The organism is Listeria booriae (genome assembly GCF_000766865.1).
Taxonomy (GTDB): domain Bacteria; phylum Bacillota; class Bacilli; order Lactobacillales; family Listeriaceae; genus Listeria_A; species Listeria_A booriae.
In genome coordinates this window covers 77,189-102,018 of sequence record NZ_JNFA01000023.1, presented here as the reverse complement: position 1 = coordinate 102,018, position 24,830 = coordinate 77,189, and the positions used below count along the sequence as shown (strand labels likewise).

Annotated in this window: 26 protein-coding genes, 1 other RNA gene and 1 riboswitch; of the genes, 23 read left to right on the top strand and 4 right to left on the bottom strand. The window is 43.6% G+C overall.

The genetic code is table 11. The features are described 5' to 3' along the window. Window positions 1–147: 147 nt before the first annotated feature. The 10 genes from panB to EP57_RS08345 all read left to right on the top strand — a co-directional run bounded on the left by panB (window position 148) and on the right by EP57_RS08345 (window position 10,238). Window positions 148–981 (top strand): 3-methyl-2-oxobutanoate hydroxymethyltransferase, encoded by an 834-nt coding sequence (gene panB / locus EP57_RS08390; RefSeq protein WP_036085808.1) that lies wholly within the window; start codon window positions 148–150, stop codon window positions 979–981. Window position 982: 1 nt separating this feature from the next. Next, entirely contained in the window at window positions 983–1,855 is an 873-nt protein-coding gene (gene panC / locus EP57_RS08385) for a pantoate--beta-alanine ligase (protein ID WP_036085807.1), read from the top strand. After that, window positions 1,830–2,213, top strand: a complete 384-nt coding sequence (panD, locus tag EP57_RS08380; protein ID WP_036085805.1) for an aspartate 1-decarboxylase — start codon at window positions 1,830–1,832, stop codon at window positions 2,211–2,213. The genes panC and panD overlap by 26 nt, the downstream gene beginning before the upstream one ends. Window positions 2,214–2,302: 89 nt before the next feature. After that, on the top strand, window positions 2,303–5,080 hold the full coding sequence (gene dinG / locus EP57_RS08375; protein ID WP_036085803.1) for an ATP-dependent DNA helicase DinG: 2,778 nt from the start codon (window positions 2,303–2,305) through the stop codon (window positions 5,078–5,080). A gap of 98 nt (window positions 5,081–5,178) precedes the next feature. Next, window positions 5,179–5,685: a cell wall elongation regulator TseB-like domain-containing protein gene (locus EP57_RS08370; RefSeq protein ID WP_036085802.1), complete on the top strand. Its 507-nt coding sequence runs from the start codon at window positions 5,179–5,181 to the stop codon at window positions 5,683–5,685. A gap of 27 nt (window positions 5,686–5,712) precedes the next feature. Then, a complete protein-coding gene (locus tag EP57_RS08365; RefSeq protein WP_036085801.1) occupies window positions 5,713–6,897 on the top strand; it encodes a pyridoxal phosphate-dependent aminotransferase in 1,185 nt (394 codons plus the stop codon). An 11-nt stretch (window positions 6,898–6,908) separates the two neighbouring features. After that, the gene (asnS, locus tag EP57_RS08360; protein ID WP_036085800.1) at window positions 6,909–8,201 is read left to right on the top strand and encodes an asparagine--tRNA ligase; all 1,293 of its coding nucleotides are present in this window, start codon (window positions 6,909–6,911) and stop codon (window positions 8,199–8,201) included. A 160-nt stretch (window positions 8,202–8,361) separates the two neighbouring features. Further along, on the top strand, window positions 8,362–9,087 hold the full coding sequence (locus EP57_RS08355) for a DnaD domain-containing protein (RefSeq protein WP_036085799.1): 726 nt from the start codon (window positions 8,362–8,364) through the stop codon (window positions 9,085–9,087). Window positions 9,088–9,091: 4 nt separating this feature from the next. Then, on the top strand, window positions 9,092–9,751 hold the full coding sequence (nth, locus tag EP57_RS08350) for an endonuclease III (protein ID WP_036085798.1): 660 nt from the start codon (window positions 9,092–9,094) through the stop codon (window positions 9,749–9,751). After that, window positions 9,744–10,238, top strand: a complete 495-nt coding sequence (locus EP57_RS08345; protein WP_036085797.1) for a YpoC family protein — start codon at window positions 9,744–9,746, stop codon at window positions 10,236–10,238. The genes nth and EP57_RS08345 overlap by 8 nt, the downstream gene beginning before the upstream one ends. Before the next feature lie 43 nt (window positions 10,239–10,281). On the opposite strand, the gene EP57_RS08340 is transcribed toward EP57_RS08345, so the two are convergent. Continuing rightward, window positions 10,282–12,894: a PBP1A family penicillin-binding protein gene (locus EP57_RS08340; protein ID WP_052167615.1), complete on the bottom strand. Its 2,613-nt coding sequence runs from the start codon at window positions 12,892–12,894 to the stop codon at window positions 10,282–10,284. Window positions 12,895–12,930: 36 nt separating this feature from the next. Continuing rightward, complete coding sequence (gene recU, locus EP57_RS08335) at window positions 12,931–13,533, bottom strand: Holliday junction resolvase RecU (protein WP_036085796.1); 603 nt, start codon at window positions 13,531–13,533, stop codon at window positions 12,931–12,933. 318 nt (window positions 13,534–13,851) lie between these two features. Here recU and EP57_RS08330 point away from each other — a divergent pair, with 318 nt between their 5' ends. The 9 genes from EP57_RS08330 to EP57_RS08295 all read left to right on the top strand — a co-directional run bounded on the left by EP57_RS08330 (window position 13,852) and on the right by EP57_RS08295 (window position 21,584). Continuing rightward, window positions 13,852–14,202, top strand: a complete 351-nt coding sequence (locus tag EP57_RS08330; protein ID WP_036085795.1) for a YppE family protein — start codon at window positions 13,852–13,854, stop codon at window positions 14,200–14,202. Continuing rightward, window positions 14,199–14,747 (top strand): SLOG family protein, encoded by a 549-nt coding sequence (locus EP57_RS08325; protein WP_036085794.1) that lies wholly within the window; start codon window positions 14,199–14,201, stop codon window positions 14,745–14,747. The genes EP57_RS08330 and EP57_RS08325 overlap by 4 nt, the downstream gene beginning before the upstream one ends. A gap of 136 nt (window positions 14,748–14,883) precedes the next feature. After that, the gene (gene gpsB, locus EP57_RS08320) at window positions 14,884–15,216 is read left to right on the top strand and encodes a cell division regulator GpsB (RefSeq protein WP_036085793.1); all 333 of its coding nucleotides are present in this window, start codon (window positions 14,884–14,886) and stop codon (window positions 15,214–15,216) included. A gap of 22 nt (window positions 15,217–15,238) precedes the next feature. Beyond that, window positions 15,239–15,623: RNase P RNA component class B (gene rnpB, locus EP57_RS16655), an RNA gene on the top strand. Between the two features lie 165 nt (window positions 15,624–15,788). Further along, on the top strand, window positions 15,789–16,928 hold the full coding sequence (locus EP57_RS08315; RefSeq protein ID WP_036085792.1) for a THUMP domain-containing class I SAM-dependent RNA methyltransferase: 1,140 nt from the start codon (window positions 15,789–15,791) through the stop codon (window positions 16,926–16,928). An 18-nt stretch (window positions 16,929–16,946) separates the two neighbouring features. Next, window positions 16,947–18,467 (top strand): carboxypeptidase M32, encoded by a 1,521-nt coding sequence (locus EP57_RS08310; protein WP_036085791.1) that lies wholly within the window; start codon window positions 16,947–16,949, stop codon window positions 18,465–18,467. A 67-nt stretch (window positions 18,468–18,534) separates the two neighbouring features. Next, window positions 18,535–18,636: riboswitch (purine riboswitch) on the top strand. A 115-nt stretch (window positions 18,637–18,751) separates the two neighbouring features. After that, window positions 18,752–19,339: a xanthine phosphoribosyltransferase gene (locus EP57_RS08305; protein WP_036085790.1), complete on the top strand. Its 588-nt coding sequence runs from the start codon at window positions 18,752–18,754 to the stop codon at window positions 19,337–19,339. Next, window positions 19,336–20,640, top strand: a complete 1,305-nt coding sequence (locus EP57_RS08300; RefSeq protein WP_036085789.1) for a nucleobase:cation symporter-2 family protein — start codon at window positions 19,336–19,338, stop codon at window positions 20,638–20,640. The genes EP57_RS08305 and EP57_RS08300 overlap by 4 nt, the downstream gene beginning before the upstream one ends. 68 nt (window positions 20,641–20,708) lie before the next feature. Continuing rightward, window positions 20,709–21,584, top strand: coding sequence for a 5'-3' exonuclease (locus EP57_RS08295; protein ID WP_036085788.1), 876 nt, complete (start codon window positions 20,709–20,711; stop codon window positions 21,582–21,584). Window positions 21,585–21,611: 27 nt separating this feature from the next. Here EP57_RS08295 and EP57_RS08290 read toward each other — a convergent pair whose 3' ends face one another. Next, window positions 21,612–22,004, bottom strand: coding sequence for a ribonuclease HI family protein (locus tag EP57_RS08290; RefSeq protein WP_077916820.1), 393 nt, complete (start codon window positions 22,002–22,004; stop codon window positions 21,612–21,614). 160 nt (window positions 22,005–22,164) lie between these two features. Between EP57_RS08290 and EP57_RS08285 the strand changes: the two genes are divergently transcribed. From EP57_RS08285 to EP57_RS17425, 3 genes are read left to right on the top strand one after another with little or no spacing between them, the layout of a single operon-like run. After that, entirely contained in the window at window positions 22,165–22,515 is a 351-nt protein-coding gene (locus tag EP57_RS08285; RefSeq protein ID WP_036085786.1) for a hypothetical protein, read from the top strand. After that, window positions 22,500–23,036 carry a Y-family DNA polymerase gene (locus EP57_RS17430; RefSeq protein WP_438361524.1) on the top strand — a complete coding sequence of 179 codons (537 nt, stop codon included), beginning with the start codon at window positions 22,500–22,502 and terminating at the stop codon, window positions 23,034–23,036. Before EP57_RS08285 ends, EP57_RS17430 begins: the two co-directional genes overlap by 16 nt. Then, window positions 23,006–23,776 (top strand): DinB/UmuC family translesion DNA polymerase, encoded by a 771-nt coding sequence (locus tag EP57_RS17425; protein WP_438361523.1) that lies wholly within the window; start codon window positions 23,006–23,008, stop codon window positions 23,774–23,776. The genes EP57_RS17430 and EP57_RS17425 overlap by 31 nt, the downstream gene beginning before the upstream one ends. A 35-nt stretch (window positions 23,777–23,811) precedes the next feature. Here the strand turns inward: EP57_RS17425 and EP57_RS08275 are convergent, their stop codons facing one another. Beyond that, on the bottom strand, window positions 23,812–24,012 hold the full coding sequence (locus tag EP57_RS08275; protein WP_036085785.1) for a cold-shock protein: 201 nt from the start codon (window positions 24,010–24,012) through the stop codon (window positions 23,812–23,814). Between the two features lie 246 nt (window positions 24,013–24,258). Here EP57_RS08275 and mntR point away from each other — a divergent pair, with 246 nt between their 5' ends. Continuing rightward, window positions 24,259–24,672 carry a transcriptional regulator MntR gene (gene mntR, locus EP57_RS08270; RefSeq protein WP_036085784.1) on the top strand — a complete coding sequence of 138 codons (414 nt, stop codon included), beginning with the start codon at window positions 24,259–24,261 and terminating at the stop codon, window positions 24,670–24,672. The last annotated feature ends 158 nt before the right edge of the window (window positions 24,673–24,830 follow it).

Below are 24,830 nucleotides of genomic sequence, written 5' to 3'. Positions count from 1 at the left end.
CTTTTTAAAGCTATCTAAATGTGTTACTATAGCAGGGAGGAAAGCAACTATTGGCTGTATCCAGTGATGGAACGGTACATGCTTTCTTTAAGAAAAATACGTTTGCTTTGATCCCGTGTTGGACAGAGACAAAAGGAGTAGATAGCAATGAAGAAACCTGTGGATTTCGTACAAATGAAAGCGTCGCAGGAGAAGATGACAATGGTTACAGCGTATGATTATCCGTCAGCAAAAGGTGCACAAAAAGCTGGTGTAGACATGATTCTAGTAGGCGACTCGTTAGGTATGGTCGTGCTTGGCTATGATTCTACGATTCCAGTGACAGTAGCGGATATGATTCATCATACCAAGGCAGTTCGACGCGGTGCCCCCGATACATTTATTGTGACGGATATGCCTTTTTTAAGCTACCATGGTTCTGTGGAAGAAACGATTCGTCATGCGCGCGAAATCATTCAAGAAACTGGCGCCAATGCTTTGAAAGTAGAAGGCGCGGGCGATGTTTTTTCAAAGATTGCGCATCTGAGTGCTGGTGGTGTGGCGGTTGTTGCACATCTTGGTTTGACGCCGCAAACGGTCGGTTTGACAGGTAGCTATAAAGTCCAAGCAAAATCAGTCGATGCGGCAAAAACCTTGATTGAAAATGCGAAGGCTGCAGAACAAGCCGGGGCGATTGCACTTGTTTTAGAAGCGATTCCTCGCCAACTTGCGAAAGAAGTAAGTCAAGCTATCGGCATACCGACTATTGGTATCGGAGCTGGTGTGGATACGGATGGGCAAGTGCTTGTTTATCATGATATCGTGCAGTATGGGACAGATCGTGTCGCGAAGTTTGTGAAAACATATGCCAATGCGGATGCGCTCATAGATGAAGCGTTGGCGGGTTTTGTTTCGGATGTGAAGGCGGGCGTTTTCCCTGCTTTGGAGCATACCTTTACGATGAGTGATGAAGCTTTGCAAGGCCTTTATGGGGGCGAATGACATGCAGATTATTAGAGAACGTGAAGCGCTTTGTGACGCGATTGCTACGTTGAAAAAGGATCAGCAAACGATTGGTTTTGTACCGACAATGGGTTATTTGCATGAAGGGCATTTTGCTTTGGTGGATGCTGCGAGACGTGAAAATAATGTGGTTGTTATGAGCATTTTTGTGAATCCGACGCAGTTTGGGCCAAATGAGGATTTTGAAAGTTATCCGCGAGATGAGGCACGCGATATTCGTTTAGCGCGGGAAAATGGTGTTTCGATTTTGTTTTTACCTGCTGTTCAAGAGATGTACCCGGATGAATTAACGTCGGTGATTCAAGCGAGGAAGCGTGTGTCTGTTTTGGATGGGGCAACGCGTGTGGGGCATTTTGACGGGGTGCTGACGGTGCTTGCGAAATTGTTTCATTTAGTGCAGCCGAACAAGGCGTATTTTGGCCAGAAAGACGCGCAACAAGTCGCTGTTGTGGAAGGTTTTGTGGCGGATTATTTTTTCCCAGTGAAGATTCGGGTTGTTCCTACAGTTAGAGAACAAGACGGTTTGGCGAAGAGTTCGCGCAATGTGTATTTGACGGAGCAAGAGCGTGCGGATGCGCCTGTTATTCAGCAAGCGTTGCTAGATGCGCGTCAGCACATACATCTTAAGAACAAGACACAGATTTTGGAAAGTGTGCGCAAATTTGTGAATCAGAAAACGTCGCATCAGGGAATCGTTTATTTGGATATGTTTGGTTTTCCGAGCTTTGAGGAAATAGAAGATTGGAATGCGCCAGTTATTATTGCGATTTGTGTGCAGTATAGCAAGGCGCGGTTGATTGATAATGTAATTATAGGAGGTGAGCGAGATGTTGCGCACAATGATGAACGGTAAAATTCATCGGGCTACTGTGACAGAAGCGAACCTTCAATATGTTGGCAGTATCACGATTGATGAGGCAATTTTAGAGGCAGTGGATATGTTGCCAAATGAAAAGGTGCAGATTGTAAATAATAATAATGGGGCACGATTGGAAACGTATATTATTCCTGGTAAGCGTGGGAGTGGCATCATTTGTTTGAACGGGGCAGCAGCGCGTTTGACGCAAGTGGGAGATACCGTTATTATTATGTCTTACGGTGTGTTTACGAAGGAAGAAGCTGCTGTGCATGAGCCGAAGATTGTGGTATTAGACGAGGCGAATGGTATTGCGCAGTATTTGCCAAAAGAAGAAGCACAGACAACGCTTTAAAGGGTTTGTGTTATGAGAATAGGGCGGAAAAATACGTCCTATTCTCTGCTATTTATTAAGAAACTGGTTGGTACGAGGGGGAAGCAAGCATGAAGAATAAGCGTTATATTGTGGTGGATTTAGAAACGACTGGAAATCAGGCTGCAAAATCAGATAAAATTATTCAATTTTCAGCGTGTATTATTGAGAATGGTCAGATTGTGGATCAGTTTTCAACGTTTTTGAATCCGGAAAAACGCATTCCTCCTTTTATTAAAGAGTTGACGGGTATTTCGGACAAAGATGTGAAAGATGCGCCTTTGTTTGAAGATGTTTCCTCGATTATCCATTCCTTGATTGATGGGTCTATTTTTGTTGCGCATAATGTGAGTTTTGATTGGACATTTTTGCAAAAGGAAATGCGTGAGGCAGGGGAGCCACCGCTCAAGATGAAATTGTTAGATACGGTGGAGTTGGCGCGGATTATGTATCCGACGGTGGATAGTTATAAGTTGCAAGATTTGGCGGATGAGTTCGGTTTTGGGCATGACGCGCCACATCGGGCGGATAGTGATGCGCGTGTGACGGCGGAATTGTTGCTGTTCTTTTTGGAGAAAATGGAGACGTTGCCGCTTGCGACGATTCGTAAATTAACGACGTTATCGCAGCATTTGACGGGGTACTTGGCGGAGCTTTTTTTCGAAGTGGAGATGCGAAAGGAACAGGAATTGGCGCCGCTTGATGCGAAATGGCTGGAGTATCGGGGATTAGTAATTTGCAAGAAGGATGTGCGACATGCGAGTTATAGTCGGGCGGATGATCTTGTTTTTCCAGCGACAAATGAGGAGAAGGCCGCTTTATTTGCAACAAATCATGCGGAATTGATGCCACGAACGGGTCAGTTTTTAATGATGGATACGGTGATGGAGGCTTGGCAGCAGGAACAGAAGGCGTTGATTGAGGCGGGAACTGGTATTGGAAAGACGCTGGGCTATTTTTTACCGGCGATTTATTTTGCGAAGGAACGGCAAATTCCGATTGTGGTGAGTACATATACGAACCTTTTGCAGTCGCAGATGTTTTTGAAGGATATCCCATTGCTTGAAAAAATAGCGGGATTTGACGTGCAGGCTGTGGTTTTAAAGGGTCGTGATCATTATATTAATTTATTTAAGTTTGAACAGTTGTTGCATGAAGTGGATAAGACGTACGATGTGGTATTGACGAAGATGCAGCTACTAGTATGGTTGACGGAGACGATGACCGGAGATATTGATGAGGTCAATTTGTCTAGTGGTGGGCAATTGTTTTGGAACCGGATGAAGCATACGGGCTGGTTTTTGTCGCCGCAGAAAGACCCGTGGTTAATGCATGATTTCTATTTGTTTAATCAGAAGCAGGCGGAAGTTGCAGATTTGATTATTGTGAACCATGCGCTGTTATTGCAAGATCATTTTTCGACTCGCCACATTTTGCCTTCGTATGATTATGTTGTGATTGATGAGGCGCATCATTTTACGGATGCCGCAAGGACGCAGCAAAGTTTTGTCTTTTCGTATCGGCGCATGAAATTCTTTATGAATCGTTTTGGTACGCTGGATAAGGATGGATTGTTAAATCAGTTGGCGCAACAGTTTCCAGAGCATCATCAGCTATTCGACGCGGATTTGGCGATTGTGAAATTAGAAGTGGCGTTGGAAGAGTTGTTTGTGCAACTGGCGCAGAAGCTTACGCAGGCAACGAAAAATTCGACGGAATTAATTTTGGTGGAGAATGTGATTGATGAGGAGCTCGATGAAGCGCTATTTTATGCAGGGGAGAAAGTGCTTTTGCTTATGCGTGAAGTGAGTGCGGCGATTGATTCTGTGTTGGTTCGCGGAAAACAAGAAGCGGAAGCTGCGAGTGAGTCTGATGTGGCGTTCTTAGAAGAGGTGTATGCTTTTGGAATGGACTGGAAGCATGCGGAGAAACAGTTGACGATGATGCTCTATGAGAAAGAAGAGGCGATGTTGCTTTATATTGAATCAGATCGTAATCGGGCGCTTGGTAGTATCCGATTACGCGCGAACATTATTCAGGTAAATCACACGCTACAAAGAGAGTTTTTCCAAGCTAAAAAAGGGGTTGTGCTAACGTCGGCAACGCTTACCGTGGATGATTCTTTTGACTATATTCAAGAGGATCTAGGGTTGGATAATGACGTGGTGACGATGCAGATTAAGTCTCCGTTTGATTATGAGGCGAATGCCCGGGTGTTGATTCCTGCTGATATGAAGCCTGTGAAAGGAACGCCGGTGGAAGAGTACACGAATCAGTTGGCGTCTTATTTAAGCGCGATTGCCAAAGAAACGTCAGGCCGTATGCTCGTGCTGTTTACCGCCAATGACATGTTGCTAAAAACATATCGGAAAATGTATCAGGACAACTCGATTGAAGAATTTCGTATTTTAGCGCAAGGCGTGTCATCAGGAAGCACGGCGCGATTAACGAAACAATTTATGGCGCTAGATAAGGCGATTTTGCTCGGAACGATGAGTTTTTGGGAAGGGATTGATATTCCTGGGGACGATTTGTCGTGCTTGGTGATTGTCCGCCTGCCATTCGCACCATTAGAAGATCCGTACACAAAAGCCCAGATTGCTTTGCGTAAAAAAATGGGGCAAAATGCGTTCCAACATTACTCGCTTCCAGAAGCCGTATTGCGCTTTAAACAAGGGTTTGGCCGTTTGATTCGCCGGGAAACAGACCGGGGCATTGTGTTTGTGTTTGATAACCGCGTAGATACGACAAATTTTGGGAAAGCGTTCTTGCATTCGATTCCGACAGTGCCGATTGTGAAAGCAACGGAGACGGAATTATTAAAGGAAGTAAAGAAATTTTTTGAATAAATATGATTTTCGCTTCAAATATGGGGCTTGTATTGCTATAATAAGTCTATGCCACAATGGCGAACACAGCGTAAAAGCTAAGAGAAATGAGAGTAGATATGTTGCGAAAACGTAATCGAGGAAGTTACTGGAAGTGGATTTGGCTCAGTATTGGTGTATTGTTTTTGTTAATTGCGGGTATTTTTACCTTCTTTTATAGTGCGCAGAAGCCGGTTCGTGCGGATGAAGCAACGGCGCTTGCGAGAATCGATGGCAAGGTAGATTTGAAACAGCAGGACGATTTTTATTTGTATAATGGCGCGAACGGTGTGTATTATGTGCTCACTGGAAAGAATAGCAAGGGCAAGAACATCATCGTTTGGGTACCAAAAAGCAAGAAAGACACGGTTGTTGTCAAATATGCGTCAGATGGTATTACCAAAAATGAAGCCATTGCCAAAGTGAAACAAGAGAAAAATCCTGCGAAGTTGTTAAATGTGACGCTTGGTATGGATAAAGGGGTACCGATTTGGGAGATTTCCTATTTGGATAGTTCGGGCAGTCTGAATTATTATGATGTGGATTTCGAGACTGGCGAATGGTATCGTGCAATTGAGAATTTATAGGTTTTAACAAATTAGGAGGGAAAGCCCATGGATCTACCGCTATCAAAACGTGTCCAAAAAATAGCTGCATCGCCAACGCTTGCGATTACAGCGAAAGCAAGAGAGATGAAACAGTCTGGAATTGATGTGATTGCTTTAGGCGCTGGGGAACCAGATTTTAATACGCCACAAAATATCATTGATGCTGCTGTGGATTCAATGAATAAAGGCTATACGAAATATACGGCAACAACTGGTATACCAGAACTAAAGCAAGCCATTATTGATAAGTTAAAACAAGATCAGTTTTTGACGTATAAACCGAGTCAAATTTTTGTGGGAACAGGTGCGAAACATGTGCTTTATTGCGCGTTTCAGGCGATTTTGAATCCTGGTGATGAAGTCATTGTGCCTGTGCCATACTGGGTCACGTATCCAGAGCAAATTAAACTTGCTGGCGGGGAGCCAATTTTTGTTGAGACTGGTTTTGATGCGGATTTCAAAATAACCGCGGCTAATTTTGAGCAAGCAGTGACGCCTAAAACGCGTGCCATTGTGCTTAATTCACCAAATAATCCAACGGGAATGACGTATTCAAAAGCGGAACTCTTAGCGATTGGTGAAGTAGCGGAGAAACATGGGATTTATATTATCTCAGATGAAATTTATGAGAAGCTGTATTACGGCGACAAAAGCGATCTTGTGTCGATTGCGTCCTTGAGTGATGCGCTATATGAATTAACGATTGTCATTAATGGTGTTTCAAAGGCGTATGCGATGACTGGATGGCGTATTGGCTATGCGGCTGCGGCAGAACCGATTATTGCGGTGATGGGACGACTTGCCGATCATTTGACGAGTAACCCAACAGCGAATGCGCAATATGCGGCTGTGGAAGCATACAATGGCGATCAATCCGTGCCAGAAAGTATGTACAAAGCTTTTGAAGAGCGGATGGAGCGCTTTTATCCGATTTTGGAATCGATTCCTGGTTTTAAACCGAAGAAACCAAGCGGTGCGTTCTATTTCTTTATCGATGTCTCAGAAGCAGTGCGGTTAAAAGGTTTTGAGAGTGCGGATGTTTTGGCGGACAAATTATTAAACGATGCGTTCGTGGCAGTTGTTCCAGGCTCAGGGTTCGGCATGCCAGACTATATCCGCATTTCCTATGCGACAGATCCAGCATTATTTGAACAAGCGCTGAACCGAATGAAAGATTTTATGAAAAATTAGGGAGTGTAAACATGCAAATTACGATTAATCAAGCAGCAAATTATGTAGACAAAGAAGTGAAAATCGGCGGTTGGCTTAGCAATAAACGTTCTAGCGGTAAAATCGCGTTTTTACAATTACGTGACGGTACTGGATTCATGCAAGGCGTTGTTGTTAAAGCAGACGTCGGGGAAGACATTTTCCAAATCGCAAAAAGTACGTCGCAAGAAACAAGTTTATACGTGACAGGTGTCATTCACGAGGATACACGTTCACCGTTCGGTTATGAAATGGCTGTGACTGGTATTGAAGTGATTAGTGAAGCGGTCGATTACCCAATTACGCCAAAAGAACACGGAACTGAGTTCTTGATGGATCACCGTCACTTATGGTTGCGCTCAAATCGTCAACACGCGATTATGAAAATCAGAAATGAAATTATTCGCGCGACATACGAGTTTTTCAACCAAGAAGGTTTCTTGAAAATTGATCCACCGATTTTGACAGGAAGTGCGCCGGAAGGTACAACAGAATTATTCCATACGAAATATTTTGAAGAAGATGCTTTCTTGTCGCAAAGTGGTCAGCTTTACATGGAAGCTGCTGCGATGGCATTTGGCAAGGTTTTCTCATTCGGGCCAACTTTCCGTGCGGAGAAATCAAAAACGCGCCGTCATTTAATTGAGTTTTGGATGATTGAGCCAGAAATGGCATTTTATAAATTAGAAGATAGCTTGAAGGTACAAGAGAACTATGTGGCATTCTTAGTTGCGGCTGTACTTAAGAACTGTCGTTTGGAATTGGATCGCTTAGGTCGCGATGTGTCGCATTTAGAGAAGATGGTTGCGCCATTCCCGCGTATTACGTATACAGAAGCGATTGAGTTGCTGAAGAAATTAGGATTTGATGACATTGAATGGGGCGACGATTTTGGTGCGCCACACGAAACGGCGATTGCGGATAATTTTGAGAAACCAGTATTTATTACGCACTATCCAAAAGCGATTAAACCGTTTTATATGCCAGAAGATCCGAACAACAGTGAAGTCGTGCTATGTGCGGACTTGATTGCGCCAGAAGGCTACGGCGAAATCATTGGTGGTTCTGAGCGTATTCATGAACTAGCGATTTTAGAAGCGCGTATGAAAGAATTTGATTTGGACTTAGAAGCGTATAGCTGGTATTTAGATTTAGCCCGTTACGGTTCTGTTCCGCACTCAGGTTTTGGACTTGGCTTAGAACGTACAGTTGCTTGGATTTCCGGCACAGAACACGTTCGTGAAACCATCCCATTCCCACGTTTGTTAAATCGTTTATATCCATAATTTACAAAGAGAGAATTCGGTGTCACTTGATGCCAATTCTCTTTTTTGATACGACAAAAGAGATGAATCCTCGCTAAAATGACAAAAAGCCTCCCAAAAAAGTTTTTTCAGCACGATTGAGGTGTTTTTCGTGGTATAATTTTTAGTGAGGTGTTTTGCGATGGATAATAAAATAATGCAAAAATGGTTAGAGGCAGGGTATGTCACGTTGCCGCACGTATTGGTCGAAAATTATGCGAAACTTGGCATGGATGAACAAGAGCTTGTCGTTGTTTTGCAGTTACAATCCTTCTTGGAAAAGCAAATTTATTTTCCGTCGATGGAAGACATTGCAAAGCGAATGACACTGTCTACCGAACAAGCTTTTCGGGTCATTCAGGCGCTTGTGACAAAACGATTGATTGCGATTAAACAACAAGAGGGCACGGCGCAAGTACTTGCAGAAAGCTACACGCTAGAACCGCTTTGGGAGAAGTTGATGCTTCTTTTTGAAAATATGCATGAAGAACAACAAGTCGTGTCGCAGCAACAGGTACAAATCAGCTTGTATTCGCAATTTGAACAAGAATTTGGGCGGCCATTATCACCGATGGAAGCAGAGATGTTGTCGGCTTGGATTGACCAAGATCGCAATAATCCGGAGTTGATTCGAGAGGCATTAAAAGAAGCGGTTATTTCGCAGAAGTTAAGTTTTCGGTATATTGATCGGATTTTGCTCAACTGGAACCGCCAAAATATTAAGACCGCGGAACAAGCCCGCGCCGCGTCCGCCGCTTTTCATGAGCAAGTAGGAACGCCAAATGCGGATAAAACCATGGGAATTCGGGTAAAGAAAAGTGAGAACTCGATTCCACTTTATGATTGGCTAGATAAAAGAAAAGGGTGAAGGAATGCTAACAAATAAACAAACCGTGATGTGCATCGAGACCATGGCAGAGATGTTTCCTGCCGCCCACTGTGAACTCGAGCATAAGAATACTTTTGAATTATTAGTAGCTGTCGTGCTTTCGGCGCAATGTACCGATGTTTTGGTTAACCGCGTGACAGCGTCTCTTTTTGAGAAATACCATGAACCGGAAGATTACATCCAAGTCCCACTGGAAGAACTAGAAAACGATATTCGTTCCATCGGCTTGTATCGGAATAAAGCGAAGAATATCCAAGCGTTATCGCGCAAAATTCGAGATGAGTTTGGCGGAGAGGTGCCACAAACGCATGCCGAATTAGAAAGTCTCCCTGGTGTTGGTCGCAAAACGGCGAATGTGGTGCTTTCTGTTGGCTTTGGTGTGCCAGCGATTGCCGTTGATACGCACGTGGAGCGTGTGTCTAAGCGTTTGGGAATTTGTCGTTGGAAAGATTCTGTGACGGAAGTTGAAAATACGTTGATGCGTAAATTGCCAGAAGATATGTGGTCCGATGCCCATCATTATTTGATTTTCTTTGGGCGCTATCATTGCAAAGCGAAGAAGCCGGAATGTTCCACTTGTCCATTATTATACCTTTGTCGTGAAGGTAAAAAACAAGCGAAAGCGAGAGGGTTTGATGGCTGATTTTCAGTACGCAAAAGAATTGGAGCATCCATTTTTTAAATCGCCGCATGTGGCGACGTATGAACTAGATGAGGATTCGATTTTTGTGAGTGGCTTGCCGTTTTGGCAGGAGCAGCTTTTCTATACGCGAGGTCGGGGAGAGATGCCGTGGCATACGGACCCTGCGCGCGCTTGCCAACGAATGGCGAAACAATGGAAGAACATCGCGCAAGAATTAGATGCCTCGTTTAAACTGCGTGAGACGCCCGATATGGCGATTATTCGAGATGGGGTAGGCATTTACCTTTCGATGTTGTTTTGGAGCAACAGACGGCCTGTACAGTTGGATAATCTAGAGGCGCATATGGAGACGCTAGAAGTTATTCCGATGAATCTTGAAGAGCGGCTGGCATTTGTGATGGAACGCCCAGATGGTTACCCCGCATTTAAACAATTAAATGAACTCGTAAAAGAACAGCGAAAACTCGTTCTAAAAACGACATATTAAAAGGACCAGCGCTCACATAATCGTGAACGCCGGTCCTTCTTTTTTATGGGTTTGTTGTTGGATTAGTATTATTTTGTGATCCACTCGTATCGCCAGCTGGTGGTGTTGTTTGTTGGTCGTTATTAGGTTGTGTTTGTTCTGCTGGAATCGTTACGGTTGTGGATGCTGGTGAACCACGTTTTCCATCTTTTACTGGAACGACTGTGATGACGACGGTTGATCCTGGTGAGCCGCCACCGACGCTAATCGATGTTGTGGCGTAGTTCTGCGTCTGTCCGTTTACGCTGACATCATAGGTGACGCCTGCGCCATTGGACGACCAGCTTGCCGAGATAGTTTTTGTTGCTGCGTTGTAGGATGCGTTTAGTCCGCCTGGAGCTTGAAGTGATGCTTTATCGGCATCTTCTTGTGCTTTTTTGGCAGCATCTTCTGCATCTTTCTTCGCTTTTTCTTTGTCTGCGGCTTCTTGTTCTTTCTTCGCTTTTTCTTCAGCAGCTTTCTTCTCTGCGTCTGTTTGCGTATCTTTTTCTTTATCCTTGTCTGTATCGGATTCTTTCTTCTCTGCTTGAGATGTTCTTGTTGGCACGGTACCGTCTAGGAAAAGTTCATACGAAATATTCGAACCACTAGCTCCTGCTGCTGCACGCGTAATTGGGTTAGAACCGATGATAACTGGAATTTCGTTCACGTTGCTTGGTTTCTTGAAGTCAGGGTTTTTCTCGCCTGCAACGAGGTGTTCCATCATCGCTTTAAACATGTAAGCGGCAATGCGCGTTTCGCTAGGTGATAAATAATTTTTGTTCGGCTCGTCATAACCAGTCCAAACAGAAACGGTATAACGAGGGGAGTAACCGACAAACCATGAGTCTGGTGTGCCGTCACTTGGAATGCCATTCTTGATACGTACGGCTTCATCGTAGTTGGTTGTACCAGTTTTGGCAGCAATGTTCCAACCTGGGATGTTAGCGCGTGTACCAGTTCCCTGTGTTAGGACATCTTTTAACATGTCGCTAATCATATAGGCTGTAGAAGCTTTCATCGCTACGACAGATTCTGGTTCCATGTTTACTTCTGTTTTGCCGTCAGAAAGGACGATTTTTGTTACGGTATGTGGTTGGTTATACACGCCACCATTACCGAATGCACCGTACGCGCCGGCCATTTGGATAGGAGAGGCTTCACCACTTCCGATAACAGTTGATTCATATACTTCTTTGTAGTTCAAACCAAGGTTATTCGCAAAATCACGGGCACGATCATAGCCGACCTCTTTGGAAGCTTTAACGGCTGGGATGTTTCGTGATAAATAAAGCGCGCGACGCATGGACATTTCGCCTAGATAACCAGAGTCATAGTTGCGAAGTTCTTGTCCACTAGAATACTGATAAGGCGCATCGTCTAAAATATGAGCGGTTGACCAATCTAAATATTCAATCGCTGGCGCATACCCTAAAATTGGTTTCATCGTTGAACCAGGTTGGCGTTTAATATCGGTTGCTCGGTTTAAGCCACGCGATACTTTCTTGGATTCTGCTGTTTCGCGTCCACCACCAAGTGCTTGTACGCGTCCTGTTGTCGTATCCATTACAACAACACCAGCTTGGAATTTCTTGTCTGGATAATTGATGACATCATCTGTATTCAGCATTTTTTCTGTGTATTTTTGTGCGTCGGGGTCAAGTGCTGTATAGATTGTTAAGCCATCTGTAAATGGATTGTATTTGTCGCCAATTTCGTCGATTACTTGGTCCACATACGTATCATACGCATACGTTTTTTGTTTGCGTGTCGCTTCGTCCACAAGTCCATCTGTAATTGGGAGTGCTTGCGCTGCTTCCATGTCGGATTTTGAAATTTTATCGTTGTTATACATTAATTTCAAAACGATATCACGACGATTTTTTGCTAAATCTGGGTGTGTGAATGGGTTGAAACGGTTTGGACTTTGTGGCATACCTGCGATTAAAGCGGTTTGCGCTAGGTTCAAGTCTTTTAGTTTCTTGCCATAATAATGCTCGGCGGCAGTCTCCATACCATGAACGCCGTCGGATAAATAGACTTTATTAATGTAAATTTCTAGTAGTTCTTGTTTGCTGTATTTTTCTTCGAGTTGAATGGCCATCCAAGCTTCTTGGGCTTTACGGCTCAACGTTTTATTCGTGTAATCGAGATAAGACATTTTAATGATTTGCTGTGTTAATGTACTCGCACCTTGAGAACCGAAACCACCTGTAATGTTACCTGCTGCGGCACTTACTAGGCGAATTGGGTCCATACCATCATGTTCGTAAAAACGAGAGTCTTCCGTTGATAGTACGGCGTTCTCTAGCTGTTTTGGGATATCTTTATACTCAATATATTCCCGGCGTTCTTTACCGATTTCTGCGTAAACATCTCCGTTTTTATCTAAAATCTTAGATGATAGAGGGTCACGTAGTTTGGCATCTGTCAGCTTTGGCGCTTCTTTTGCGTAAGTATAAAACATGGTTGCGCCACCAGCAATTCCAGCAAATGCTACGAAAAGGGCTGTGAAAAATACCACTTTAAAAACATTTCCAGTGATACGGCGTCCTTTTCCAGTTGATTTTTGAGTCTCAGGTTGATTATTTGCCTTGCTATTGCGGTACTGAGATCTTGTCTGCGGTTTATCTGCCATAGAAAATTTCTCTCCTTTAATGTTGGGGTTCGACTGTTAGAAATAATGCTTCTTGATGATGTTTAAGTAGTCTAGCCTCGGATTTAGACCATAAGGAATTTGGTCTGAAACTTCTCGTAATTCTTGCAATGTTACTGATTTTCTTCCACCATCAAGCATGCGTTGCCAAAATGGTTGGAAATGTTCAAACTTGGTGAAGTAAACCTCGCTAAGTGTATGGAAGGAAATGATAATAAAGACGATACCGCCTTGTTCTAAGACGCCCTCCATATGTGTTAGCTGGTGCGGATGAAAATTATTGAGAGGAAAGGAGCTAGTGTTCTTAGTCTCTTTCGCTTCAAAATCGATATACTTTCCGTTGTATACACCGTTATAGTCCGTGGTGGATGGTGTTTTGAAGTATGCTTCTTTGATCTTGGCACTACTTCGTTTAGGATAGTCTACACCGACAATCTGCACGGGGGTAGGTTTTTTATGGATGACGGCAAGCTTGTTAGCGAGATAATACGCGTTCGTGTCATTGAGGTCTTGCTCTAAGGACATTCCGCGTTTCCCATAAGAAACCGATTTTTTTTGTGCAGGAGATGTGGAGGGCGTGTTTGGCTGATACTTCTTTCCATTTGGATAACGTATGGCCATTTCATTTCACCCTTTCAATCAGTCAGATGGCACAACTAGCCAATCTTCATTTTTTGGACTAACACCTATTATAACAAATAAAAACAAAATTGGTAGGGGAAATCTGCCTAGGCGAATTTTCAAAGAAAGCGCGACTTGCCGAAAACGTAAGAGGGAACGTACTTTCGGATTACATTTTGTCTGACACAAAAAAACAAATTTTTTTCATGGAAAACGTATTCACTGTATTTTTTAATAGTTTTTTAATACGAAAAATAGTCGTTTGCCATAAAATATGATATGCTAATTTTAATTTATTAGTAGAAGGAATTGATTTTTATGAGTGAAATTCAGGAAGTGACAAAGCGGTTGTTGCAGCAAAATGAGGCGATTTGGGAACTTTATTTGGCGAATCAAAAAGAGCAGCAGGCGTTTGATTTTTATAAAGATATGAAGCCGTTTGTGGATGCGGTGAAAGAAACGTGTGATGCGTGGCTGTTACTCGTGATTCCATGGGTGCGCAAGGATCGCCCAACGTATATTGGGGAAGCGCAGTTGCGGCAGGTGACGGATAACATTCAGATGATTGCGGTCAGTGCGTTTAACGGGAAGTCGTTTTATAAGCATTTTAATGATCATTATCAATCGGTGGAGTATACGTTGAAGCGAGTATTGGAGAAGGCGCCATGAAATCGATTTTTGTGTCTGGATATAAAAATTTCGAGTTGGGTATTTTTAAGCGGGATGCGCAGGAAGTTGGCTTTATTAAAGAGGCGTTGCGGAGGCGGCTTATTGGGCTTGTCGAGGATGGCTTGGAATGGGTCATTATCTCGGGGCAAATGGGCGTGGAACTCTGGGCGGCAGAAGTGGTCGCGGAACTAAAAGCGGAGGAATATGCGCTTAAATTGGCGATTTTGACACCGTTTTTGAATCAGGAGAGCAATTGGAATGATGCGAATAAGCTTTGGTACAATGAGGTTGTTGCAAAAGCGGACTATGTGGCGGCTGTGACGAAGCGAGAGTATGAGAATCCGAGCCAGTTTCAATTGAAAGACCAGTTCGTGCTGGACAATACGGACGGGACGCTACTTGTATATGACACGGAGCGGGAAGGGGCACCGAAGTTTTTTTATGAAAAAGCGAAGCATTATGCGGAAAATGCGGATTACCCGATTTTACTCGTGGATTTCTATGAATTGCAAGAGGTCGTCGAGTCATTGAACAATGATTTTTAGTGACTTTTTTGTGAAGTCGGGGATTATAAATTGACAAATGCGGTGAACTTTGAAAAAATGGAGGTATGTAACTGAAAGATTGCATCGTACGATTGATGTAACATATTGCATAGACTAAATATAGAGGTGAAACCAAATGGCTTCTGAACAATTTGAATATAATTTGACAGGTAAAGAAATTTTAGAAAAAGAATTTAAAAGTGGGCTTCGTGGCTATCATCCAGAAGAAGTAGACGAATTTCTTGATAAGGTAATCAATGACTACAGCACGTTCTCACAAGAAATTGAAGCATTGCAACAAGAAAATATCCGTTTGCGTGCAGAACTAGAAGATGCGCCAAAAGCAGTTGTGGCACCAAGCTTGCAACAAAGTACACAACCTGCGGGCACAACGAATTTCGATATTCTAAAACGCCTAAGTAACTTGGAAAAACACGTTTTCGGAAATAAGCTAGACGACAACCAATAAACATGATAGAATAGTTGAGATAGTGCTTGGGTAATTGCTGTTTTCCCTATGAAAACAGAGGAAAGTCCATGCTCGCACGGTGCTGAAATGCCCGTAGTGATCGTGCCTAGCCAAACAATAAGCTAGGGCACTCCGGTTTATCCGGTTTGACGGCAGGTGACGCGCCTAAGTCTTAGGATACGGCGTTCGAACCTTGAAAGTGCCACAGTGACGAAGTTCCATCAGAAATGGTGGAAGTGGAACGAGGTAAACCCCACGAGCGAGAAACCCAAATATTGGTAGGGGCACTTTTCCCGAGGAATAACAACGAGGGACGAGGTATGTAGTTTAACCGCTATATGCAGATAGATGATTGCCACTTTTGTGTGATCCTGTAATCACAGAAGTACAGAACATGGCTTACAGAGCACTATTATCAGGATGAATTTAAAAAAGTGAGGGCTGTTTCAAGGTCGGACGTATGCGTGTTTCTTGCTAAAGAGATACCATAACTTAGTGCACATTGTGTGGCTAGGAGCGTGTGCCTTTGGAGCGGCTCTTTTTTTAGATATTAATTAGCGAGGATGGGAAATATGAGGGAATTTCAGTTAGTAGCAACAGCAGCGGCAGGGCTTGAGGCCATCGTGGCAAAAGAAGTGCGCCGACTTGGTTATGAGTGCGAAGTGGATAATGGGAAGGTATATTTCAAGGGAGACGAACTAGCGATTGCGCGTACGAACTTGTGGCTTCGCGTGGCGGACCGTGTCAAGATTGTCGTGGGACGTTTTAAAGCCACTACATTTGATGAGTTATTTGAAAAAACAAAGGCGTTGCCGTGGGAAGATTTATTGCCATTAGATGCGAATTTTCCAGTGGCGGGGAAATCGGTGAAGTCGACGCTGTTTAGTGTGCCGAATTGCCAAGCGATTACGAAAAAGGCGATTGTGAGCCGTTTGAGCGAGAAGTATCGCAGACAAGGACGGTTGATGGAGTCAGGCGCACTTTTTAAATTAGAAGTGTCGCTTTTGAAAGATGAGGTAACGATTACGCTAGATACGAGTGGGGCTGGATTACATAAACGTGGTTACCGTGTTGGGCAAGGTGGTGCACCGCTGAAAGAAACGATGGCTGCAGCGCTTGTTTTGCTTACGAGTTGGCATCCGGATCGTCCTTTTTATGACCCGGTGTGTGGTTCTGGGACGATTCCGATTGAGGCGGCGCTTATTGGCCGGAATATTGCGCCTGGATTGCGCCGGAATTTCGTTTGTGAAACGTGGGATTGGATGCTTGCGGATGTTTGGGAAAAAGCGCGTCAAGAAGCTGAAGAGGCGGCGAATTATGACCAACCGCTAGATATTTTAGGAACAGATATTGATCACCGAATGATTGAAATATCCAAGCAAAACGCGTTTGAGGCGGGTCTGGAAGATGTGATTGAATTCAAGCAAATGCAAGTCGTTGATTTTACGACCGAAAAAGAGTACGGTGTGATCGTTGCGAATCCGCCATATGGTGAGCGTTTGGAGGACGAAGAGTCTGTGCGTGAGCTGTACCGTGAGATGCGTTCGGTGTATCGGAATATGCCTACTTGGTCGGTGTATGTGCTGACGAGCTATGAAATGTTTGAAGAAGTGTATGCAAAACGGGCAACGAAGAAACGCAAGCTATACAATGGTTATTTGCGAACGGATTTGTACCAATATTGGGGACCAAGACCGCCGCGCAGAGATTAAAGGAAGTGGGGAATCGGGATGTCAGAAAGTAGCCAAAAGCTAGAACAAGAATTTTTAGAGTATGTGAAAAAAATTAGTGCGTTTGAAGAAGCGCTTAGTCTTGTGTATTGGGACTTGCGGACTGGCGCGCCTGAAAAAGGAGCTACGCAACGTTCGGAAGTGATTGGAACGCTTAGCGGTGAGATTTTCAAAATGAAAGTTTCCGAAGAGATGGCAGCATTTATTGCAGGACTATGGCTGGAAAAGGACGGTTTGTCTGATGTAACGCGCCGTTCTTTAGAAGAATGCAAGAAAGAATACGATTTGAATAAAAAAATTCCAGCGGCGGAATATGAAGCGTATACGAAGCTGGTCGCACAGGCAGAAAACGTCTGGACAACAGCACGTGCAACGAATGATTATGCGTTGTTTGAGCCTTATTTGGAGAAAATCATTGCGAGCAAGCGTCAGTTTGTGGAGTATTGGGGCTACCAAGAAAATCCGTATGACACGTTGCTTGACCAGTATGAACCAGGTATGACGGTGGCGATTTTGGACGATGTATTTGCGAAACTGCGCGAATCGATTTTAGTGTTGCGTCAACGGGTGGAAGCGGCGAAGTATCAGCCAGATCCGACGTTACTTCATAAACGCGTGACTAAAGCACATCAGAAAGAATTCAGTATGCGAATTTTGGCGAAAATGGGCTTTGATTTTGAGGCTGGGCGTTTAGATGATACGGTGCATCCGTTTGCGACGGGGCTAAATATTGGAGATGTGCGGATTACGACACGGTATGATGAGGATAATTTCAAAATGGCGGTCTTTGGTATTATTCACGAAGGCGGTCACGCGATTTACGAACAAAATATTAGCCCGAAATTGGTTGGAACACCGCTTGCTAACGGGGCTTCGATGGGGATTCATGAGTCGCAATCGCTGTTTTATGAAATCATTTTAGGATCGAGTTTTGCGTTTTGGCAAAGCAATTACAAGGATTTTCAAGAGATTACGGCGCCTGCATTTGACGGTGTTTCGGTAGAGGAATTTTATCGTGCGGTGAATATTTCGGAAAGCTCACTGATTCGGATTGAGGCGGATACATTGACGTACCCGCTACACATTATGATTCGCTATGAGTTAGAAAAAGCGATTATGAATGGCGAAATTGGCGTGGCAGATCTGCGCGATGCTTGGAACGACAAATATGAAGCTTATTTGGGTGTTCGACCTGAAAACGACGCGGACGGAATTTTGCAAGATATTCATTGGTCTGGTGGCGACTTTGGGTACTTCCCGTCGTACGCGCTTGGCTATATGTACGCGGCGCAACTGTTTGCGACCATGTCTAAGGAAATCCCAAACGTCTCTGAGATCTTGGCGAGCGATGATTATACAGTGATTCGCGAATGGCTGACGAAAAATGTCCACCAATTCGGGATGCTGAAAAAACCGCTAGCGATTTTGCAAGATACGACGGGCGAAGGCTTAAACCCAGATTACTTAATTCAGCTGCTGAATGACCGTTACGACTTCATTTACAAATTAAATGAGGCATGATGACGTTTTCATGAAAAAAGGTAGTTGACCTAGCAATTGTTCAAAGATATAATGATGGAATAACAAACACGATAGGACACAATTCACTTGTATATACGCTGTGATATGGACAGCAAGTTTCTACCCAGTTGCCGTAAATAACTGGACTATGAGTGAGAGTAACGTTGTATAGTTTAGGTGGCGAAATTTGCCGCCTTTTTACGTCTACTTCTCATTAATTAGTATGAGTGGTGGGCGTTTTTTTAGCTTCCACGCTCTTAAATCGAGAGAGGGGTCACAAAACTGTGAAATTATTGGAAGAACACATTAGAAAACATGGCACTGTCCTATCTGGGAATGTCTTGAAAGTCGATACTTTTTTGAATCATCAAATTGATCCGGCGTTGATGCAAGCCGTTGGAAATGAATTTGCAGACCGTTTTAAAGAGGCTGGTATTACGAAAATTGTGACGATTGAGTCCTCAGGCATTGCGCCGGCCGTTTTTGCAGGATTAGCACTTGGTGTTCCGGTCGTCTTTGCACGAAAGAAGAAATCGTTGACGCTTACGGATAACTTGTATACGAGTAGCGTTTATTCTTTTACAAAACAAGAAACAAACGATATTTCGATTTCGAAAAATTTCTTGGCGAGCACGGATACCATTTTGCTTATCGATGATTTCTTAGCAAATGGTCAGGCGGTGCTTGGTTTGCTGGAAATTGCAGAACAAGCTGGTGCGGAAGTTGCTGGAATTGGGATTGTTATCGAAAAATCATTCCAACAAGGGCGAGCGTTGTTAGAAAAAACGGGATTCCCGATTTATTCATTGGCGCGAGTTGCTTCTTTAGATAACGAACAGATTCGTTTTGTAGAGGAGGAAGTGGCGCGATGATTGGGAAAGGGAGAATTGCTGCGCTAGGTTTTCAACATGTGCTTGCGATGTATGCAGGGGCTGTGATTGTACCGCTTTTGATTGGTGGTGCGCTTGGCTTTACGAGTGAACAAATGACATATTTGGTATCGATTGATATATTCATGTGCGGGATTGCGACGTTATTGCAGTTGACGATGAATCGCTTTTTTGGAATTGGGTTACCAGTAGTTCTTGGGTGCGCGGTTCAGGCGATTGCGCCGATTATTTTAATTGGTGAGCAGTACGGGATTGGTGCGATTTATGGCTCGATTATCGTGTCGGGACTGTTTGTATTGTTGATTGCGCCATTTTTCTCGATGGTTGTGCGCTTTTTCCCGCCGGTTGTGACGGGATCGGTGGTAATGATTATTGGTTTAACGTTGATTCCTGTGGCGATTAATAATTTGGCTGGTGGTCAGGGAGCAGCTGATTTTGGTTCGCTGTATAACCTTGGGCTTGGTTTTGGGACGTTATTCGTGATTATTTTAGTGTACCGGTTCGGTCGCGGATTTAGTAAGGCGATTGCGGTTTTGATTGGACTTATTGCAGGGTCGGTTTTTGCGGCAATTTATCGTGGGATTTCTGTGCAGCCAGTTGTCGAGGCGCCGCTATTTCATATGCCAACGCCGTTTTATTTCGGGATGCCAACTTTTAACTGGGCGGCGATTGTGACGATGATTCTGATTGCGCTTGTGAGCATGGTCGAGTCCACGGGTGTGTATTTTGCGCTTTCGGATATTACAAAACGCAAATTAGAAAAATCCGATTTGACAAAAGGCTATCGCGCGGAAGGTTTGGCGATTATTTTAGGTGGGATTTTCAATACGTTCCCATACACTGCTTACTCGCAAAATGTGGGCTTAATTCAGCTTTCGGGAATTAAGACGCGAAAAGTGATTTATGTCACGGCGGGAATTCTGATTGTGCTTGGATTACTGCCAAAAGTGGGCGCGGTGACAACGATTATTCCAACGCCAGTGCTTGGTGGAGCGATGGTTGCTATGTTCGGCATGGTTGTAGCGCAAGGCATTAAGATGCTTGGTAAAGTGAATTTTACATCGCAGGAAAACTTGTTGATTATTGCTTGCTCGGTAGGCGTTGGACTTGGTGTGACGGTAGTTCCTGATCTGTTTAAAGTATTGCCTGATTTCGTGCAGTTGTTTACGAGTAACGGGATTGTGGCAGGAAGTGTGACGGCGATTGTGTTGAATATCATTTTTAACATCATTCCGCATCGCAAAGAAAAAGAAGTGGCAGAGGAAATTAGCGCTGAATTATAAGCATTCGTTTGTCGTGGATTTCTATGGTACAATAATGCTAAATGGCTAGAAATCTAGGGGGAACAAAGATGGAAAACAAACAAGGAAATTTACTTGTCGTGGATGGCATGGCATTATTATTTCGCGCTTTTTTTGCGACGGCAGTTTCAAAGCAATTCATGGTGAATCAACATGGCGTACCGACGAACGGCGTGCAAGGCTTCATGAAGCACCTTTTCACAGCAATTGGGCAAAATGATCCGTCGCATACATTGATTTGTTGGGATATGGGTTCAAAAACGTTCCGCAATGAGTTGTACAGCGGCTATAAAGCAGAACGGAAAGCGCCACCTGAAGAACTGATTCCACAATTTGATTTAGCGAAGGAAGTCGCGGAGGCATTTGGCTTTATCAATGTAGGAGTGCCCGGTTTTGAAGCGGATGATTGCATTGGAACGGTGACGGTACAAATGGCTGGAACCGGCATTGAAACAACGGTTTTGAGCGGCGATAAAGATTTATTGCAACTTGTCGCGCCGACCAATGAGGTATGGATTTTGCAAAAAGGATATGGCAATTATAAACAATATAATGAGGCTGTTTTTGCAGAGGAATGGGGCATTACACCGCAACAATTCATTGATGTAAAGGCATTGATGGGCGACACGAGCGATGGTTATCCGGGTGTTCGCGGAATCGGTGAGAAAACAGCGCTGAAATTAATTCAAGAGTATGAAACGATTGATGGCATTTTGGCGAATGTCGACCAGTTGAAACCAGGCCAACAAACGAAGATTAAAGAAGATTTGGAGATGCTACGTCTTTCTAGGCAGCTAGCAGAAATCCACACGAATGTCCCGCTTGCTTTCGACATTGAGCGATGCCTGTATAATGGGCTCGTGCCAGAAGCGACAGATATTGTGGACCAATACGGCCTGAAAACATTGCGCCGAGATATTTTATAGAAAAAAGATTAGTGAGTATCCTACTCGCTAATCTTTTTTCTGTTTTTGGATGGCTTGCCGGGCCAAATCATCGGCTTTTTTATTAGAAGCACTGGGTATCCATTGCACGAAAAATAAGTCGTTTGTATCTAATAATTGCAAAATCGTATCTAAATGTGGCTTGAAATTTGGATTTTTGGCGTGGCGTTTTTCAATGGATTGTACCACGATTTTAGAATCGGAATAAATTCTTAAGAAGGTTGGATGGTAGGTGAGCGCTTGGGTTATCCCGGTTTTCATAGCGATAAATTCGGCTTCGTGATTGCTCATCATTTCAATTGGTTGGCTGATTTGTTCATAAATTCCGTCGGCAATCAGCACGATGCCAATACCGCTTAAACCAGGGTCACCAGCGCTTGCCCCGTCTACATAGATTTCCAAATACATCGCGCTCCTTTCTAGTCTAGTATAACAAATTGGTAATGCTATAGCTAAAACGATGCAGTCAGCGGTGGATAAATAGTACTTTTAGTCACTAGTAAAAGCGAACGTATGTTTGTATACTATAACTACAGTAAAAAAGGATGGGAGGCGTTGTGGGATGGCTTCATCAGATTATCATGATCGTGGAATGAAGAAATGGGGCGGCTTCTTACTCAGTGAACATACGGCGAAAATGGAAGCGGAAAGTCGGTTGCCAACGTGGGAAAAACCGATGGACCAAGAGAGCATCTATCGTGTGTTGCATCAAGTCATACAACATCGCGCAGTTGCTGTCATTCAATTATATAAAGAGGAAGAAGAGGCGCCTGATGCCTATATCGAAGGGCGAATTGTGGCTGTGGAAGGCGACTGGTTACATGTTCAGGTGGGAAATAACGTACAGGTGATTGATTTGGAGATGATTCGCTTTGTGAAAGAAAGGGGTTATCAGAAATGGTACGAGAAATAGATTATGCTGTGGCGCCGCGTCGGGATATTTTGTGTATTGATGTGAAATCATTTTTTGCGAGTGTGGAATGTGTGAAGCGACATTTGAATCCGTTGACGGCTTATTTGGTCGTAATGAGTCATGCAGAGCGTCAAGGTGGACTTGTTTTGGCAGCGAGTCCGATGGTGAAGGCGGAATTTGGTATTAAGACAGGGTCTAGACGCTATGAGTTGCCAGATGATCCGCGGATTATTATCGCACCGCCACGAATGAATTTGTATTTACATGTCAATGAGATGATTTTGAAGATCGCTAGAAGATACGTGAGCAATGATGACTTGTACGTTTTTTCGATTGATGAATTTTTTATGGACGTCACGCAGTACCACGCTTTATTTGGTGATACGATGACCATTGCAAAACGCTTGCAACAAGATATTTGGCAAGAACTTAGACTTGCTGTAACGATAGGCATTGGGGAGAATCCGTTTTTGGGGAAGTCGCATTGGATGTGGAGGCGAAACATAATCGGAGCGGCATAGCAGAGTGGCGATACGAAGATATTCCGAATACCTTATGGCGGGTGCAAAAAATGACAGACGTAGTAGGCATCGGGCATCGAACCGCGGCAAGACTGCAAAATATCGGTATTTCAAGCATGTACAGTCTAGCTCATGCCCCCGTAGAACTGCTCAGAAAGACGATGGGTGTCATTGGCGAGCAACTGTATTACCACGCGAACGGAATCGATTACAGCCGTTTGTCCGAGAAATATATACCACTAACCAAAAGTTTCGGCAAAAGTCAGATTTTAGAGCGCGATTATCATGATATAGCAGAAGTGGCCATTGTGATTCGTGAAATGGCCGAAGAAGTGGCGATGCGAATTAGAAAAGAACACGCACAGACAGCCGTTATCCACCTGAGCATCGGTTATAGCAAGCACAGTATTGAACGAGGATTTAGTCATCAAATAAAGTTGTATCCAACAGATAATAATAAACAAATCGCAGAAGCAGCACTACACTTGTTTTATAAATATATCGGTCGAGAAGCAGTTCGAACCATCGCCCTATCCGCTGGGAAAATCACGTTTAAACAAGGCACACAGTTGAACCTTTTCGAAGATGCTTTACAGACATTGTACGAGGAACAGTTGGAGCGCACGATTGATAATATTAGAGATCGATACGGCTTCAAGTCGATGATGCGAGCAAGCAGTTTGCTAGAAGGCGGCACCGCAATCGCAAGAGCGAGCCTAGTTGGTGGGCATAAAGGGTAAGAAAAAACCAGCACCGAAGCACTGGTTTATCATACTTATACTTTCTCTACATTAGCAGCTTGTGGGCCGCGATTGCCTTCTACGATTTCAAATGTGACTGCTTGACCTTCATCGAGCGATTTGTATCCATCTCCTTGAATGGCAGTGAAATGAATAAAAATGTCTTCGCCGTCTTCCATCTCCAAGAAACCGTACCCTTTTTCATTGTTGAACCATTTGACTTTTCCATTTTGCATGAATAAAAATCCTCCTAAATCTTGGCCAAGAGTGAAATTAGCCCGTTTTTGTCATATTGCCACTTCTATGTAAGCGAATACGATACATTCATAATAAACCTACACTTGCTGGTGCGTCAAGTTTATTTTTGAAGCGTTTACATGTTTTGCACTTTTTTCGAAAAAATAACCCTTTACAGAGGCGAATTCTGGCAGGGTGTGTTAGAATGAAATGGTGAAAGAAATCAAGGTTGGAGGAATATGCAAATGCCAACACCAAGCATGGAAGACTATATCGAGAAAATCTATTCATTGATTGAAAATAAAGGTTATGCTCGAGTATCAGATATCGCGGAGGAGCTTTTAGTGCATCCGTCTTCTGTTACAAAAATGGTTCAGAAGCTAGATAAAGATGAATATCTGGTATATGAGAAATATCGAGGCTTAATTTTAACGCCGAAAGGAAAGACGGTTGGAAAGCGCTTGTTAGAAAGACACGCGTTACTGGAATGTTTCCTGAGTGTTATCGGGGTAGAAGAGGCTCATATTTATGAAGATGTAGAAGGAATCGAGCATCATCTAAGCTGGAATTCGATTGATCGGATTGGCGATGTTGTCCAGTTCTTCCAAGAGAATCCGGATGCGCTTGACAAGCTTCAAAGTATCCGCAAGAACAATTAATGGTGAAAGAATTTCCTGTCAGTGCTAATGGCTGAATGCGCAATTTTTTGTGGCAGATAAGGCTCATGAGTACCAAACCGGTATTTTTTCCGGTGCAACAAAAAGAAAGCCGTTACATTTGCAGGAGTTTTTTATATATTTGTTACATATTGAAAGGG

Coding starts and splice junctions, on each gene's coding strand:
- panB (WP_036085808.1), top strand. CDS start 148: ATGAAGAAACCTGTGGATTTCGTACAAATGAAAGCGTCGCAGGAGAAG.
- panC (WP_036085807.1), top strand. CDS start 983: ATGCAGATTATTAGAGAACGTGAAGCGCTTTGTGACGCGATTGCTACG.
- panD (WP_036085805.1), top strand. CDS start 1,830: ATGTTGCGCACAATGATGAACGGTAAAATTCATCGGGCTACTGTGACA.
- dinG (WP_036085803.1), top strand. CDS start 2,303: ATGAAGAATAAGCGTTATATTGTGGTGGATTTAGAAACGACTGGAAAT.
- EP57_RS08370 (WP_036085802.1), top strand. CDS start 5,179: ATGTTGCGAAAACGTAATCGAGGAAGTTACTGGAAGTGGATTTGGCTC.
- EP57_RS08365 (WP_036085801.1), top strand. CDS start 5,713: ATGGATCTACCGCTATCAAAACGTGTCCAAAAAATAGCTGCATCGCCA.
- asnS (WP_036085800.1), top strand. CDS start 6,909: ATGCAAATTACGATTAATCAAGCAGCAAATTATGTAGACAAAGAAGTG.
- EP57_RS08355 (WP_036085799.1), top strand. CDS start 8,362: ATGGATAATAAAATAATGCAAAAATGGTTAGAGGCAGGGTATGTCACG.
- nth (WP_036085798.1), top strand. CDS start 9,092: ATGCTAACAAATAAACAAACCGTGATGTGCATCGAGACCATGGCAGAG.
- EP57_RS08345 (WP_036085797.1), top strand. CDS start 9,744: ATGGCTGATTTTCAGTACGCAAAAGAATTGGAGCATCCATTTTTTAAA.
- EP57_RS08340 (WP_052167615.1), bottom strand. CDS start 12,894: ATGGCAGATAAACCGCAGACAAGATCTCAGTACCGCAATAGCAAGGCA.
- recU (WP_036085796.1), bottom strand. CDS start 13,533: ATGGCCATACGTTATCCAAATGGAAAGAAGTATCAGCCAAACACGCCC.
- EP57_RS08330 (WP_036085795.1), top strand. CDS start 13,852: ATGAGTGAAATTCAGGAAGTGACAAAGCGGTTGTTGCAGCAAAATGAG.
- EP57_RS08325 (WP_036085794.1), top strand. CDS start 14,199: ATGAAATCGATTTTTGTGTCTGGATATAAAAATTTCGAGTTGGGTATT.
- gpsB (WP_036085793.1), top strand. CDS start 14,884: ATGGCTTCTGAACAATTTGAATATAATTTGACAGGTAAAGAAATTTTA.
- EP57_RS08315 (WP_036085792.1), top strand. CDS start 15,789: ATGAGGGAATTTCAGTTAGTAGCAACAGCAGCGGCAGGGCTTGAGGCC.
- EP57_RS08310 (WP_036085791.1), top strand. CDS start 16,947: ATGTCAGAAAGTAGCCAAAAGCTAGAACAAGAATTTTTAGAGTATGTG.
- EP57_RS08300 (WP_036085789.1), top strand. CDS start 19,336: ATGATTGGGAAAGGGAGAATTGCTGCGCTAGGTTTTCAACATGTGCTT.
- EP57_RS08295 (WP_036085788.1), top strand. CDS start 20,709: ATGGAAAACAAACAAGGAAATTTACTTGTCGTGGATGGCATGGCATTA.
- EP57_RS08285 (WP_036085786.1), top strand. CDS start 22,165: ATGGCTTCATCAGATTATCATGATCGTGGAATGAAGAAATGGGGCGGC.
- EP57_RS17430 (WP_438361524.1), top strand. CDS start 22,500: ATGGTACGAGAAATAGATTATGCTGTGGCGCCGCGTCGGGATATTTTG.
- EP57_RS08275 (WP_036085785.1), bottom strand. CDS start 24,012: ATGCAAAATGGAAAAGTCAAATGGTTCAACAATGAAAAAGGGTACGGT.
- mntR (WP_036085784.1), top strand. CDS start 24,259: ATGCCAACACCAAGCATGGAAGACTATATCGAGAAAATCTATTCATTG.